This window comes from Rhizobium acaciae (assembly GCF_025941625.1).
Classification (GTDB): domain Bacteria; phylum Pseudomonadota; class Alphaproteobacteria; order Rhizobiales; family Rhizobiaceae; genus Rhizobium; species Rhizobium acaciae.
In genome coordinates, this window is the sequence record NZ_JAPCZO010000026.1 from 1 (window position 1) to 13,834 (window position 13,834).

Annotated in this window: 12 protein-coding genes and 2 pseudogenes; 3 read left to right on the forward strand and 11 right to left on the reverse strand. The window is 59.2% G+C overall.

The annotated features are described in order from the left end of the window. The 10 genes and pseudogenes from OLZ32_RS31390 to OLZ32_RS31430 all read right to left on the reverse strand — a co-directional run. On the reverse strand, positions 1-763 hold a 763-nt coding region (locus OLZ32_RS31390), incomplete at its 3' end, for an anti-sigma factor family protein (RefSeq protein WP_264424330.1). Beyond that, the gene (locus OLZ32_RS31395; protein ID WP_003550265.1) at positions 760-1,287 is read right to left on the reverse strand and encodes an RNA polymerase sigma factor; all 528 of its coding nucleotides are present in this window, start codon (positions 1,285-1,287) and stop codon (positions 760-762) included. The genes OLZ32_RS31390 and OLZ32_RS31395, both read right to left, overlap by 4 nt. Positions 1,288-1,338: 51 nt before the next feature. Next, positions 1,339-2,799 (reverse strand): YncE family protein, encoded by a 1,461-nt coding sequence (locus tag OLZ32_RS31400; protein WP_264396233.1) that lies wholly within the window; start codon positions 2,797-2,799, stop codon positions 1,339-1,341. A 17-nt stretch (positions 2,800-2,816) separates the two neighbouring features. Then, a complete protein-coding gene (locus OLZ32_RS31405) occupies positions 2,817-3,290 on the reverse strand; it encodes a DUF305 domain-containing protein (RefSeq protein WP_264396234.1) in 474 nt (157 codons plus the stop codon). Positions 3,291-3,580: 290 nt separating this feature from the next. Next, positions 3,581-3,764, reverse strand: a pseudogene (locus tag OLZ32_RS39275) (DUF302 domain-containing protein); the annotation flags it as partial. 16 nt (positions 3,765-3,780) lie between these two features. After that, a complete protein-coding gene (locus OLZ32_RS31410) occupies positions 3,781-6,987 on the reverse strand; it encodes an efflux RND transporter permease subunit (RefSeq protein WP_264396235.1) in 3,207 nt (1,068 codons plus the stop codon). After that, complete coding sequence (locus OLZ32_RS31415; RefSeq protein WP_003550261.1) at positions 6,984-7,946, reverse strand: efflux RND transporter periplasmic adaptor subunit; 963 nt, start codon at positions 7,944-7,946, stop codon at positions 6,984-6,986. Before OLZ32_RS31415 ends, OLZ32_RS31410 begins: the two co-directional genes overlap by 4 nt. Before the next feature lie 11 nt (positions 7,947-7,957). Beyond that, complete coding sequence (locus OLZ32_RS31420; protein ID WP_003550260.1) at positions 7,958-8,158, reverse strand: YgaP family membrane protein; 201 nt, start codon at positions 8,156-8,158, stop codon at positions 7,958-7,960. A gap of 31 nt (positions 8,159-8,189) precedes the next feature. Continuing rightward, positions 8,190-9,497: an NAD(P)/FAD-dependent oxidoreductase gene (locus tag OLZ32_RS31425; RefSeq protein ID WP_264396236.1), complete on the reverse strand. Its 1,308-nt coding sequence runs from the start codon at positions 9,495-9,497 to the stop codon at positions 8,190-8,192. Between the two features lie 98 nt (positions 9,498-9,595). Continuing rightward, the gene (locus OLZ32_RS31430; RefSeq protein ID WP_264396237.1) at positions 9,596-9,943 is read right to left on the reverse strand and encodes a carboxymuconolactone decarboxylase family protein; all 348 of its coding nucleotides are present in this window, start codon (positions 9,941-9,943) and stop codon (positions 9,596-9,598) included. A 76-nt stretch (positions 9,944-10,019) separates the two neighbouring features. On the opposite strand from OLZ32_RS31430, the gene OLZ32_RS31435 reads away from it, so the two are divergent. From OLZ32_RS31435 to OLZ32_RS31445, 3 genes and pseudogenes are all read left to right on the forward strand, one after another. Further along, positions 10,020-10,316 carry an ArsR/SmtB family transcription factor gene (locus tag OLZ32_RS31435; protein ID WP_264396238.1) on the forward strand — a complete coding sequence of 99 codons (297 nt, stop codon included), beginning with the start codon at positions 10,020-10,022 and terminating at the stop codon, positions 10,314-10,316. 711 nt (positions 10,317-11,027) lie between these two features. Further along, complete coding sequence (locus OLZ32_RS31440; protein ID WP_264424332.1) at positions 11,028-12,308, forward strand: adenylate/guanylate cyclase domain-containing protein; 1,281 nt, start codon at positions 11,028-11,030, stop codon at positions 12,306-12,308. 121 nt (positions 12,309-12,429) lie between these two features. Then, positions 12,430-12,648 (forward strand): annotated as a pseudogene (locus OLZ32_RS31445) (ArdC-like ssDNA-binding domain-containing protein); the annotation flags it as partial. Between the two features lie 172 nt (positions 12,649-12,820). Here OLZ32_RS31445 and OLZ32_RS31450 read toward each other — a convergent pair. Further along, the gene (locus OLZ32_RS31450; RefSeq protein WP_264396240.1) at positions 12,821-13,771 is read right to left on the reverse strand and encodes a LysR family transcriptional regulator; all 951 of its coding nucleotides are present in this window, start codon (positions 13,769-13,771) and stop codon (positions 12,821-12,823) included. Between the last annotated feature and the right edge of the window lie 63 nt (positions 13,772-13,834).

Genomic DNA, 13,834 nt, shown 5'->3' on the forward strand with positions numbered 1-13,834 from the left:
CTTGCGAGCGCACTGCATCGGCGAGCGGGTGAAGCTCTTCTGACGGCAACGATCCAACCAGGCTGTAGCCCATGCCGTTCTTTGCCCAGCTCCAGCCGCGGATATCGTCCTTGCCGCTTTTGACCATCGGCTTGTCCTGATCCACCGTCATGTGGCGCGCGAGCATGACGATCCGGCTGCCCTTGTCGTTGTCATACATCAGCATGAAGCCAGGACCATGCGCCGTCGGGATCACGCGACCGCCCATGAGGCGATAGCCCGACTTGCTGAGATCTGGGATAGCGGCAGAGCGCCCTAGCGTCGCGGCGGCAAACTGCTGCAGATTCTCGCTGCCGTCAAACCTGACTTCAACGGGGCGAAGCCGGTCGGGGGCGAAGACGCTGTAGCTCGCGGAAGCTTCCTGCGCGAGCGCAGCAACACCTTCCATCGATGGGATCGTGTAGCCTCTGGTGATCCAGCCGCCCGTCGCGCCGACGGCAAGCATAAGGACAGCAGCGGCAGCAAGCCGGAACCATTGCGGTCTACGGGAAATGGGGCGCGCTGCCATGATAGTCTTGAGGTTGAGCCTCGACGGCACAGGCTCGCGCGCCACAAGGTCCATTGTCGAGCGCAACGCCGCGGCTTGGGTCCGGTAGGAGGAGACACGTGCGGCAGCCTCGGGGTTCGCCAGCAGATATTCGGACACGTCGCGACGCCGCTCAGCATCGAGCGCATTGTCGACAAAGGCCTGGAGGTCGTCTTCGATAATTGGTCTCATGGTCATTTTACCCTCCAGATATACGGACGGCCGGCTGAGCCACCCGACGGCTTGGTTTCCAGTATCGTCCTCAACTGCTCCCGCGCTCGCGAAAGCCTTGACATCACCGTGCCGAGAGGAATTTCCAGTACCTTCGCCGCCTCCGCGTAAGTCAGATCTTCGACCGAGATCAGGAGCAGAATGCTGCGCTGATCCGGCGGCAGGCGTTCGATCGCCGCCATCACCTCATGGCCATAGACCGTATCCTCCTGCGTTGCCGCCCGCGCGCCCGTAGCCTCGGGAACGTCCTCGATTGGCACGGAGCCGCCACGCCGGGCATCCTGCCTGAGCCTATTCACTGCCAGGTTGTGCAGAATGGCGAACACCCACGAACGCGGATTGTCGTCGCGCCGGCGGCTCCAGTTGAGAACCACCCTCTCCAGGCAGTCCTGAACGATATCATCAGCAGCTTCGATGTCCCGCACAAGACCTCTGGCGTAACGCCTCAAGGCAGGGATCATCGGCTCTACCTGTAGAAGCAAGTCATCCATATCCTGACCTCCAGACAGACGGCCCGCTGTTCCGCGGGCCGTCGGTTCGCTTTACTCCGCAGTTTGTACCTGCAGGACGTTGCCCGACTTGCCGTCTTCAACCGAGGCAATCACGAGGTAACGCCGCTCGTCCTGGTGCTTGGCTTCCACGATCTGCCGGATCGGCCCGACAGCGTTGACGATCGCCGAGCCGGCTGGGTTGGTCATAAAGTTTGAGAGGCCCTGGAGTGGTCCGCTGCCATCTGCCTTTTCGGAAAGTGCCAAAACATACATCTTCTTCGGCTCCAGTCCAGTGACGGATGCCTGCAGAACTTGGGTCAGACCCTGATCGAACAGGGACACGCTCGTCGGTGCCTTGTTTACCTTGTCGCCCTTCATTTCGAGCTTCAGGTGAGCGGCGACGCCCGCGGTCCCGAGTGGTTGCAGGTTCTGCAGGCCATCGCCCTCCGGTACCGCGTTCGGGACATAATTGACAGCCTGCGCTGCTTGGCCGATCGGTATCGTGGCGATAACCTTGTTCGTCAGCGTGTCGATCGCAGCCATGGCGTCGGCGTTTTCCAGGCCGACATAGACGCGGGTCCCATCACCCGACGGCCAGATTCCGTGCGGCAGATTGCCGACCGGGATCGTCGCGACCTGCTCGAAATTGTCGGTCCGGAAGACCTTGACCTCGTTCAATCCGCCGACTGTCACGTAAGCGAAGCTGCCATTCTTGTTGGTGACGAGGTTGACGTGGTTGGTGATTGGTCCGGTATCGATCGTTTTGATCAGGTCGAATGGCGCCTGAGCATTGAACACCTGGGCCTTGCCGATGTCCTTCAGCGTGAACCAGACTTGCTTGCCATCCGGCGAGGCAGCGATATTCGGGCAGAACGGGCTCGCCTGCTTCACGTGGCCGACGATCTGATGGTCGGCGACGGTGACCACGACCGTCTCGGGGTTGAACGACGAGCAGATATAGCCGTACTTTCCGTCCGGCGAGAAGATCTGCATGCCAGGACCCGCAGGCACCTTGATCTGGGTCTTCTCCTCGAACGTGTTGGCGTCGATGACGGAAATGTAATCCTCACCCCGGACGGTGATCCAGACTTCCTTGCCGTCCGGGGTATAGAAGGCTTCATGCGGCGAGCGACCGACGTAGGTCGTATGCTTCACCGTGTTGGTCGCAGTGTCGATGAAGGTGACGGAGTTCGAGCCGATGGAGACGACCGCGATCGTCTTCTTGTCGGGCGAAAAGCCCATACCATGGACCAGAACCTGCCCCTTGTAGAGCGGCGAGAGGTTGCCGGGCTGAGGATCGCCAAGCTTGATCACGCCAAGAAGCTGGTTGGTCGCCGGATCGGTGACCGAGACCGTATTCGAAAACTGCTCGGCGGCGTAGACGCGGTCCTTACTGCTCACCGGAATATCCGGGGCGGAATCTGCGAAGGGCGCTTGGCCGGCGAAGGCAGAAAAAGGCAATAGCATGCTGCCCGCCAGCAAGCTGGCGGCGAAAGATGTCCGAATGTTCATGGGTAACGACCTTTGGGTTACATCTTCATTCCTGGATCCATGCCCTGCATGGATTCGGCGGGGGTAGTCTCCGGTGCGACCTGTGTCGGGGCGGCGTCGGATGGGGGAAGCGGATCGCCGATCGCAAGCTTCATTGCCGCAATCTCCTGCTGCTGATCCACGATGATCTCTTGCGCGATGCGCTTAAGCTGTTCGTTCTTGCCGTATTTCAGGACGGCGAGTGCCATATCGATCGCGCCCTGGTGATGCGGCGTCATCATCGCCACGAAATCACGATCGACATCGCCGGTCGGCTTGACCTCCATGTCCGCCATCATCTTGTCCATGGCCGTATTGTTCTCGGCGAGAAAGGCAGCCTCTGTAGAGTCGGCCACCAGCTTGGCCGGATGTGTGTGCTGCACCGGGTCATGCGCGAATGCCGCACATGTTCCGGCTGTGGCCAGGATCGCGGCCGCAAGGACCGTTGACGTACGGTGGGACCAGATGTTCATCGACTTCTTCCTTCTTGTTATATCCGGGGTAGACACCTGAGGGCGGTGTCTATTCCCGAAGAGAGCGTCTTTTTTTATGCCGTCGGGTCTTCGAGTCCGAAGGACGCGACAAGAGCGAAGGCGAGCAGACCGAGTGCGATCTCGAGGCCTGCACCGACCATCAGGACGTTTCTTGATGTCTCGGGATGATTTCGGTTGAGCGGCACGATCAAGTAACGGTTCGCGATTGCCAGGCATGCCATGGCCAGTGCGACACAGATTCGGTAGCCGGCTCTCCGTAAGATCGGGTATCAAATGTCCGTCACGACATCCGCAAGCACCGAGCGGACCTTGCCTGCCAGACTGGTCAGCATTTCGTTGTCGATCGCTCGCATAGGCGCGACCGGATCGATGGCGCTCACCATGACATTGCCGCCACCGACTGCGCGGATTGCAGGCTCCGAGGATGAGGTAGTCGTCGATGTCGGCGTCGAGATCCGCACGATCTCGGTCAGGTCTTCACCACGCGATAGATGGCCGGAATGACTAACACCGTCAGCAAGGTCGACGAGGCCAGGCCGAACAGTAGGGAGATTGCCAGCCCCTGGAAGATCGGATCGCTGAGGATGACGACCGCCCCGATCATCGCCGCAACAGCGGTGAGCAGAATGGGCTTCGAACGGATCGCGCCGGCCTCGATCAGGATTTCGGACAGTGGCTGGTTTGGCGCCTCGTTGTGGCGAATGAAGTCGACCAACAGGATGGAGTTACGGACAATAATGCCTGCGAGCGCGATAAAGCCGATCATCGACGTCGCCGAGAAGGGCGCGCCGAACAGCCAGTGCCCGCCGAGGATGCCGATGAAGGTCAACGGGATCGGCGTCAGAATAACCAGCGGCACCTTGAACGAACCGAACTGCGCGACGACCAGGATATAGATGCCGAGGAGAGCCACCATGAAGGCGGCGCCCATGTCGCGGAACGTTACCCAGGTGACCTCCCATTCGCCATCCCAGAGCAGCGTCGAGACGCTCTCGTCATCAGGCTGGCCATGCAGCGATATGCGTGGCTTGGAAAGGCCGGTCCAGTCTTCGGCATCGAGCGCCCTCTGGACGGCGATCATCCCGTAGAGAGGTGCCTCATAGGCGCCGGCGAGTTCGGCCGTCACCATTTCAGCGGCGCGGCCGTTGTGGCGGAAGATGGGAAAGGATGCCTTTTCCTCGGCGGTATGAAGGACATCACCAAGTTCGACGACACCGCGATCTCCCGGAAGAACATTTGCCGGGATCGGCGTAGTGAGAAACCGTTCGTTCAGCACGCGATCGCTTTTCGGCAACTCCAGCCGGATCGGGATCGGCTGCCTGCCACCGCCTCTATGCGAATAGCCGACGGTCTCACCGTTGTTGAGGATCGAGATGGTATCGAAGACATCGCTGTCCTCGACATGGAAAAATTCCGCGTCATCGGTCGAGATGGTCGCACGCAGACGCCGGGCCGGGGTTCCGTAGGAATTATCCGCATCGACGATGAATGGAACGGAACGGAAGGCTGTTTCGACCTTCCCGGCGACCTTTCTGCGGGTATCCCCGTCCGGACCATAGATCTCGGCAAGAAGCGTCGCGATCACCGGCGGCCCCGGGGGAGGCTCGACCACCTTCAGGCTGGTGTCAGCCGGAATCGGGATCTCGCCGAGGCGGTTCCGTATGGCGACGGCCAACTCATGGCTGGTTCGGGAGCGCTCGGCCTTCGACAGCAACTCGATGGCGACCTCCCCCTGTTCGGGACTGGCCCGCAGGTAATAGTGACGCACGAGGCCATTGAAATTGAAGGGCGCTGCACTGCCGGCATAGGTCTGTGCGGACTTCACCTCGGGGAATTGCATCACCAGCCGCGCGATCGATTGCGCCATCGCATCCGTCGCCTCAACGGAAGAGCCTTCAGGCAGGTCGACCATCACCGACAGTTCCGACTTGTTGTCGAAGGGCAACAGCTTGACCGTGACGTCCTCGGTATAGAAGAGGGCAAGCGAGCCGAGTGTCAGCAAGCCGACGACGACGAGGAATATCCAGCTCGACGTCTTCGAGGCAAGCAGCGGGCGCGCGACCAGCGTATAGAGACGACCGATCATGCCGCCCCGGGCATGGGACGACTGCCTTTCGTGAGCCTTGTCGCCCCTGCCAGCGATCTTCAGCATCAGCCAGGGCGTTACCGTTACCGCTATGAAGAAGGAAAAGATCATGGCGGCCGAGGCATTTGCCGGGATCGGGCTCATATAGGGGCCCATCATGCCGGAAACGAAGAGCATCGGCAGCAATGCCGTGACGACCGTCAGGGTGGCGATGATCGTCGGGTTTCCCACTTCCGCGACCGCGTCGATCGCAGCTTGCCGGCGGCTACGGTCATCTCCCATGCTCCAATGGCGGGCGATGTTCTCGATGATGACGATGGCATCGTCAACGAGAATGCCGATCGAAAATATCAATGCAAACAGCGAGACGCGGTTGAGCGTATAGCCCATCAGCTTCGAGGCAAAGAGCGTCAGCAGGATTGTCACCGGGATAACGACGGCAACCACCGATGCTTCACGCCAGCCGATCGAGACGCCAACGAGCACGATGATCGACACGGTTGCAAGGCCAAGATGAAGCAGCAGCTCGTTGGCCTTGTCATTGGCCGTCTCACCGTAATTGCGCGTGACGTCAATGCTCATCTCGGCGGGAATCAGTGTTCCCCTGAGAGCTTCGACGCGTGCCAGGACCGATTGCGCCACGGTGACGGCATTTGCCCCCGGCCTCTTGGCGATTGCCACGGTGACGGCGGGCAGCCGGACCACGCCCTTTTCGCCGTGCACGAGGCTTGCTGACACCGTCTCGTTGGAAGCGGTCGCCAGGCCAATGTTTGCGACATCACGCACATAGACCGGGCGGCCGTCGCGCGCGGTCAGGAGCAGATTGCCGATGTCGGTGGGGGACGCCAGCGTCTCGCCGGCGACGAGACCGATCTGCTCGCCCTTGTCACGGATCTGCCCCGCGGGAAAGGCGCGGTTCGCGCCGGAAACCTTGGCTGCCAATTGCTGGAGCGTCACGCCGTAGAGCGCCAGCCTGGCCGGATCGGGCGCGACGCGCATGACTTCGTCGGACTCGCCTACAAGATAGGTCAGTCCGACATTCTCCACCTTTGAAAGTTCGGTTTTCAGCTCGCGAGCGACACGGGTCAGGTCATTGCCCTTGGTGCGGCCGGCCGCGTCAATGGTCGGCGTCAGCGTCAGCGACAGGATGGCGACGTCGTCTATGCCCCGGCCGACGATTAGCGGCGCCGGAATCCCGACCGGGATCCTGTCCATATTGGCCTGGACCTTCTCGTGGACCCGCAAGACGGCGGAGTCGGATGAGGTCCCGACGAGAAATCGCGCCGTGACGAGAACCTGATCGTCGTAGGTCTGGGAATAGACGTGCTCGACGCCGTCTATCCCCTTGACGATGGTCTCCAGCGGCTCCGTAATCAGCTTGACGGCATCCTCCGCCTTCAATCCGTCGGCACGCACATGGATATCGACCATCGGAACCGAAATCTGCGGCTCTTCCTCACGGGGCAGCGTCATGAGCGCGATGACGCCGAAGGCCAGGGCGGCGAGCAGAAGCAATGGCGTCAGCGGCGAGACGATGAAGGTGCGGGTCAGACGGCCCGCAATGCCAAGGCTGGATTCATCCTGTCTCATGGAACGACGACCTCGTCGCCAGCGGCAAGGCCGGTCAGTATCTCGACAAAGCGGCCGTCCGGCCGGACGATGTGCTCGCCAGGGATGACGGTCCGTTCGACCTCGGTCGCGCCGTCGTTCACCTTGACGAAATCCAGTCCGGAACGGGTGAAGACTGCATCCTCCGGCACCAGCAGAGCCGCCCTTTGGCTCACCGGCACCTCGACCAGAACGCGAGCCTCGACAAAGGGGGTGTCGAGTTGATCCGCCTCCACGTCGGCGATCACCCGGCCGTTGTCGATCTGTGGATAGATCTTGACCAACTGTCCGGACAATTGCCTGCCATTGGCGCTGATCCTTATGGTCGCGCCCTGCTTCAGGAATGCCGCATGGCGCTCCGGAATGGCCAAGCGCAGGAACAGGCCGCCGCCACCGACGGTCGACACCGTTTCACCCGCCAAGATGACGGCGCCCCTAGTGATCGGCACTGTGAGAACCTTGCCATCCGTCGGAGCGTCGACCTCGCCTTCGGACTGTTGCTGCAAGACAACAGAACGCTGGGCATGGGTCGCAGAGATCTGGTTTTGAGTGACAACGACCTGCGTGCGCAATGCGTCAGACTGCTGAACGGTAACTGCGCCCCTTGCAACGAGAGTTTCCGCGCGGGCTAGATCCGCCTGCGCAGTCGACAATTGCGATTGAAGCGCGTTGATCTGAGCATCCAGGGCGGCAATTTGAAAGGCAAGCTTCTCATCCCGGACAAGAGCGATCTTCTGCCCCGACTTGACCGTATCGCCTTCGGTGACGTTCAGTTCGACGATCGTGCCGCCAATGCGGGCACGAGCTGCGACGGTGTTTCGCGCCTCTATGGTTCCGTAGACGGCTTTCCATTCGGTTATAGTGGTCGGTTGCAGCGTCATCGTCGCGGCCGAGGCCGAGCAGGCCAAGGCCAGCCCGGCCATCAGTAAGATCAGGCGCATGGGGCAGCATCCTAGAAAGCCGTGCCGGGCTTGATGCCCAGCTTACGAAAAACGATTGCCGCTGGGCAGAAACCGGTGAATGCGGACTGCAGCATGTTGGCGCCGACGAACACCGTCAGCCACACGAAATAGGCTGACACCCAGAAGGTCAGCGTCACTGATAGCAGCACCATGATACCCGCAAAGGCGAGAACGGATCGATCCAATGTCATTTCCCAAAACTCCGTTTGGAGGACCGTCCCGCTATTGCGGGGCGGATGCCTCAGTCTCTTCAATCTTGATGTCCTTGAGCTTCTCTATTCCGAGCGCATGAAGCGCCAGCCGCTCGTAGATCGGCTCGGCCGTGCCAGAGCGCATCTTGTGCAGGTAGTACTTCTCAAAGCCGACCTTGGCCGCATGAACCCAGGCACCACTGGAAGACCAGTTGACGTTCCGGGGCGGTATTTGCGGCTGGGCGACGAAGGCCACCCCGGAATCGCCGAAGTCGGCCAGGCAGACGGCATTCCAGGTCGCCTCGGCATCCGGGAGTTCATTCCTCAGCAATCGTTTGATGTTCCTGACCGTCGCGGTGACCATCGATTCGATCATGAAACCTGTCTTCGGTACGCCCACTGCCACCGGAGTGGTAGCCATGGGAGGAATTGCGACGCAGACGCCAACGGCAAAAATCTCGGGGAATGCCGGATTGCGCTGACGCTTGTCGATCAGGACGAAGCCGCGGGGATTGGTAAGCCCCGTTATTCCCCGGATGGCCTCGACACCGCGAAAAGCCGGCAACAGCATGGTGAAACTGCTGGCAAGCTCATGTACACGAATGACGGGGCCATCTTCGGCGAGTTCTGAAACAGAAATCTTGCCGCTCTCGATCTTTTCGACCTTTGCGTTACAGATCCATTTGATGTGCTTCTGCCGCAACTCGCTTTCGAGAAGCCCTTTCGTATCGCCGACACCATCGATGCCCAGATGGCCGATGTAGGGTTCGGAGGTCACGAAAGTCATTGGTACGCGATCACGAACCTTCGCATCGCGCAGCGCCTTATCGAGAATGAAAGCGAATTCGTAGGCCGGACCGAAACAGGAGGCTCCCTGGACCGCGCCGACCACCACGGGGCCCGGATGCCGAATGAGCCTCTCGACGGCCTCCTTAGTTTGCACGGCATGGTCGGCCCGGCAGATCGAATACGTGCCAGCGTCGGGGCCTAATCCCTCGATCTCATCGAATGCGAGATCCGGGCCTGTCGCGATAACGAGGTAATCATAAGAGACGGATGCGCCATCCATCAGCTCGATCCGCCGTTCGGCAGCGTCCAGACGGCGCGCACCCTGGGAATAGAAGCCGATCTTACGTCGTTTGAAGACTGGGACGAGATTGACTTCGATGGAGGACCGATCCCGCCAGCCAACCGCCACCCACGGGTTGGATGGGACGAAGCTGAAACGCTCACCCCAGCCAACCACGGAAACGTTGTGCTCCGCGCCAAGCTCGTCACGAAGCTGATAGGCTGCGATCGTCCCGCCCAAACCCGCGCCTATGACAACAATGTGCGCCATGTCTTCCTCCAACCATCTTTTCCTTCACGTTCTCCAGCAGACTAGCGCAACGTTGGTGCCCGCCATTGATGTCGATCAAGATCGGCAGAATCTTACGCCTATGCCGCTTCACTAAACTGGTCGTAGGCGCGAAGCGCATCCGCTGCGTACATCAGCGCCGGGCCTCCGCCCATGTAGACGCACGTCGCCATGATCTCAGCGATCTCTTCGCGGGTTGCACCGAGGTCCTTCAATGCCTTGGCATGGAAGGCGATGCAGCCATCGCAGTGCTGGATGACCCCGATTGCGAGCGCGACCAGTTCCTTGGTCTTGCGATCGACGCTACCACCCGCGCCCGCCGCTTTCGAAAGAGCATGGAAGCCTTGCATGGCGTCCGGGGTAAGCTTGCGCATTTCGGCCGTGTAAGCCGATATATCCCGTGCTATTTCCCGATAATCTTTTGGCATTTGATGTCGTCCTTGATCTGGCCCTCAATTCACGATATGCTAATATCATAGAAATATGAATTGTAAAGATGGCAATATGAACTTCGCACAAGCAATGGAGAAGAAAGCTGGTGATGCAGCCGACTTCGTCAGCGGTCTGGCCAATGAGCACCGTCTCTTGGTGTTATGCCAGTTGCTTGACGGGGAACGAAACGTCACCGCATTGATTGAAGCGACCAATATTCCGCAGACGTCGATGTCGCAGCATCTTGCGAAGCTCAAGAAGGAAGGGATCGTGGATTTTCGGCGGGAACACCGGACACTCTACTATTACATCAGGGATCCCGCGGTCATCGAGATCATGAAGATACTCTACGAGCGCTTCTGCCGGTGAATATATTGTCTCGACCTGCGCCTGGCGGAGCGGAGGCCGGAACGGCCTATCTTGCTTATTTCTTGACGTTCGCCGGCGACGGCATGCCCGAATAAGGAGGTGAAGGCATGGGTGAAGCTTCAAAACGCGAGGACCTTCCGCGTTGGAACAACGGTTTTCCAATGAGGTTTATCTCTTCTTGCTGAGCCTGCGCTGACAGAGCGTATTTTTCGGGCATATGCCTCACCGTTGCACCGGGTGGACTGCCGCTTCTCCATGGCCACGGGCCCCATGGAGGACCAAGTCACAGTAGCATGGCGGCTCTTGTCGATCCGGTCACCCGGATACCGGGGGAGGCTTCGTTCCCATGGGGCAGACATCCACTTGAAACGACTCCGCAAGATCGCTTCCTCGACGCTTTTGTGGCTCAACATCGTGCCTGCACCGAAATCAGCTCGGGATCGCGATGGGTCATTGCTGACGAAGGCTGCCGGAGAGAAGGGACTGTCCCACGACGTTGGCGAGCGGTTGCCGATTCCGCGGTGAGGAGGTCAATAATCGGCTGGTGACAAGATCAATCTGATGCCCGAACTCCCGATCTTTTTGGCAGGAAGGGCGCCATTCGCTTCGATAGCCGCTGCCGTCAGTTTTTGAAACGTCGCACGATGGATGATTGAGAACCTTCGGGGTAGAACTTGAAGCGTGCTGGTGCGAATTTTGAAAGGCGGAGCGATGGCAACCTTTTTGAGTGGGGAGCCGGAAGAGCATGGGATATTTCTGGATGCCGAAATAGAGGCAGAAAGGACGCTTGCCTTCCTCAGACTCCTCTCGGCATTCACTCTGTCCATTCCGCACTTTTCGGCGCTGTCCCTCAGTCCAACGGACATAGCTTTTGGAGTGCAGTTGCCCTCCATGCTTGCTCTGGCAACTTTTTTCCTGACCGGAACGTGCGCGCTGTTTTTGATCAGGTACGGACAGTTCCGCTTGTGGATGCGATATGTGTTCGCAGTCGTTGATGCAATCATGGTCGCTTCGGTCTGCTATTTATCGCTCAAACTGAACAGTCTTTCGGGCGCATGGCTTTTTGCGGCCCCGGTAACTTGGTCGATCCCACTGCTTTTGACGGTTGGTGCGCTTCGCTATCGGCCAGCTATTCAGATCTGGTCCACTCTTCTATTCGTTTTTGCTCTGGCTTTCGTATTCATCAGTCTCCCGCCGGTCTCCAATAACCAGTTCACCTCCTCGCCAGGCGTCCAACGACTTTTCTCTTTGCTGCCTTCGGTCTCGCGTTTGTGCCTCATTATGTTGACCGGTCTGGCCTCGATTGTAGTGATGTACCGCGCACGGTCATTGCTGATCCGGGCAGAGGAGCAGGCCTACGCCACTGCTGCACTGGCTAGGTTTCTGCCACCCGAAATCGTTCCTCTTGTTGCTAAAGGCGATGAATGGATTCATGGCCGACGTCAGGTTGTCACTGTGCTCTTTGTCGATATCAGGAATTCAACGCAAATTGCCGAAGGACTCGATCCAAAGGCACTGTCACAACTCATCTCATCCTTTCGAAGGATTGTTCAGCAGGCCGCCAAGGAAAACGGCGGCGTGATAGATAAATTCATCGGCGACGGGGCCATGATCTTGTTCGGAGTGCCCGATCCGACGACCGACGACGCAAGACGAGGGTTGAACTGCGCGCGCGATATTCTCCGACTCATCGCGGAGTGGCATATCGATTCGCTCGCTTCGCACCAACTCACAGTTGGCCTAGGTGTCCACCGAGGAAAGGTTTATTGCGGTATCGTTGGAGACGAGAACCGGCGCGAATTCACGGTCATTGGCGATGCGGTAAATGTGGCTTCCCGTATTGAGCAGGCAACGAAGCAATTTCGAGTTCCGTTTCTCGCCTCCCGGGAGGTTGTGATCGCTGCAAACGAAGATAGTAGATGGGATCTTATCAGTTCAGAACCGCTTCGTGGAAAACAAAATTCCGTATCTCTGATGGCGCCGAAGATTTAATATGCCATTTCTCGAACATACTTTAAATATCAAGCTGGGAATACCGAGAAACGACTACGATTCTTCCAGACGAGGCGACCGCCGCCATAGTGTCAATACAAAAAGAAGTGTCGGGAGGCGGTCCGAAGCCATCGCCCGTGGCTTTGCCTCATCAAGGTGGATGACGTTTCACCAGGCAATCGAGCTCGGCGGCGCCGTTCGCAAGGGCGAAACCGGCACAACCGTCATCTTCGCCAGTTCGTTCATCCGCACCGAGGCGACCGAGACGGTCACCGAGATCGAACAGGACATTCCGTTCCTCAAAGCCTACACGGTGTTCAACACCGATCAGATCGCCGGTTTCCTCAGTTGATGAAATGCCTGCATGACCGGACCGCTCCGCGGGCCTTCCAAGCCCTCTTGGTGAAAACCAACGCGCCGCTCCGCAGCCTGATCATGCCACCGCCGAGATCCTTGCCCAGACCGAACGATGAAGCGGCGCCAACTGCCTGCAGCACGTTCTCGCATATTGTTCATGAGCCCCAGACCACTGACTGCTCGTGCCGCTTGATCAGGTGCTTGAGGTTATCGAAGCTCGTGCAGATGTGGCGGGCGAAGTGATCGGCGGCGGGCGTGCGGGGAGCGTCCGAACGCTTCAGCAAACCGAGCGCGCGCTCCGAATGGGGGATGGGGACTGGCAGGGCGGTGATGGATTTTTCGTTGCGCAATGCGAAGACGACGCTGTGCGGCATGATCGTCAGCGCATCAGCCGCTTTCATGTAGTGGACGACGCTCATGAGGGAGCCGCCCGAATAGCGAATCTTGACTTCGGTTGCGCCGAAAGACAGCAGCATGCTGCGCAGATCGGTGAGTAGCGGGCTGCCTGGCGGGGGCGCCACCCAAGGAAAATCGAGAAGGTGCGCCGGCTGAGGTCGCCGCTTCAACAGCAAAGGATGGGTGACCCGGCAGGCGACGACGTTGCGGCCGGGCAGGATCTGCTGAAATTCAAGGCCGGAGCCCTCGTCGAGAATATCGATCGGACAGATGGCAAGGTCGATCTGGTCGGCATTGAGCGCGGCCCGGAGGTCTGGAAAATAACCATAGGTCTGGTCGATGCGCACGTCTGGATGCAGGTTCTGGAACTCGGCGATCATCCCCGCGATCAAAGCATCCATGAAAAAAGGCGTACCACCGACGCGCACCACGCCGCTTCGGCCGGCCTGAAAGCTTTCGACGACATCAGAGGCCTTGCGCGATGCCGACAGCATGGTCTGACCGTGATCGGCCAGCGCTCGTCCCAATGGCGTTGGCTGCAGCGGCCGTCGCCCTTTGAGGAACAGTGGTTCGCCGATGCGAGCCTCGAGCATCGAGAGCGTGCGCGAAACAGCCGGCTGCGATAGGCCGAGCAGGGCAGCTCCCTCGGTGACCCCGCCGGTTTTAACGACTGCCGCAAGTTGGACAAGGTGGCGTTCGTCTATCTTCATAACGATATGATATATTAATCGCGAATAAAATCATTACTGTCATGTAGCGATTGGATTAAATTT

What these genes read in the sequence shown, in the direction of transcription:
- OLZ32_RS31395 (WP_003550265.1), bottom strand. Translation starts at nt 1,287, where the DNA reads ATGGATGACTTGCTTCTACAGGTAGAGCCGATGATCCCTGCCTTGAGG.
- OLZ32_RS31400 (WP_264396233.1), bottom strand. Translation starts at nt 2,799, where the DNA reads ATGAACATTCGGACATCTTTCGCCGCCAGCTTGCTGGCGGGCAGCATG.
- OLZ32_RS31405 (WP_264396234.1), bottom strand. Translation starts at nt 3,290, where the DNA reads ATGAACATCTGGTCCCACCGTACGTCAACGGTCCTTGCGGCCGCGATC.
- OLZ32_RS31410 (WP_264396235.1), bottom strand. Translation starts at nt 6,987, where the DNA reads ATGAGACAGGATGAATCCAGCCTTGGCATTGCGGGCCGTCTGACCCGC.
- OLZ32_RS31415 (WP_003550261.1), bottom strand. Translation starts at nt 7,946, where the DNA reads ATGCGCCTGATCTTACTGATGGCCGGGCTGGCCTTGGCCTGCTCGGCC.
- OLZ32_RS31420 (WP_003550260.1), bottom strand. Translation starts at nt 8,158, where the DNA reads ATGACATTGGATCGATCCGTTCTCGCCTTTGCGGGTATCATGGTGCTG.
- OLZ32_RS31425 (WP_264396236.1), bottom strand. Translation starts at nt 9,497, where the DNA reads ATGGCGCACATTGTTGTCATAGGCGCGGGTTTGGGCGGGACGATCGCA.
- OLZ32_RS31430 (WP_264396237.1), bottom strand. Translation starts at nt 9,943, where the DNA reads ATGCCAAAAGATTATCGGGAAATAGCACGGGATATATCGGCTTACACG.
- OLZ32_RS31435 (WP_264396238.1), top strand. Translation starts at nt 10,020, where the DNA reads ATGAACTTCGCACAAGCAATGGAGAAGAAAGCTGGTGATGCAGCCGAC.
- OLZ32_RS31440 (WP_264424332.1), top strand. Translation starts at nt 11,028, where the DNA reads ATGGCAACCTTTTTGAGTGGGGAGCCGGAAGAGCATGGGATATTTCTG.
- OLZ32_RS31450 (WP_264396240.1), bottom strand. Translation starts at nt 13,771, where the DNA reads ATGAAGATAGACGAACGCCACCTTGTCCAACTTGCGGCAGTCGTTAAA.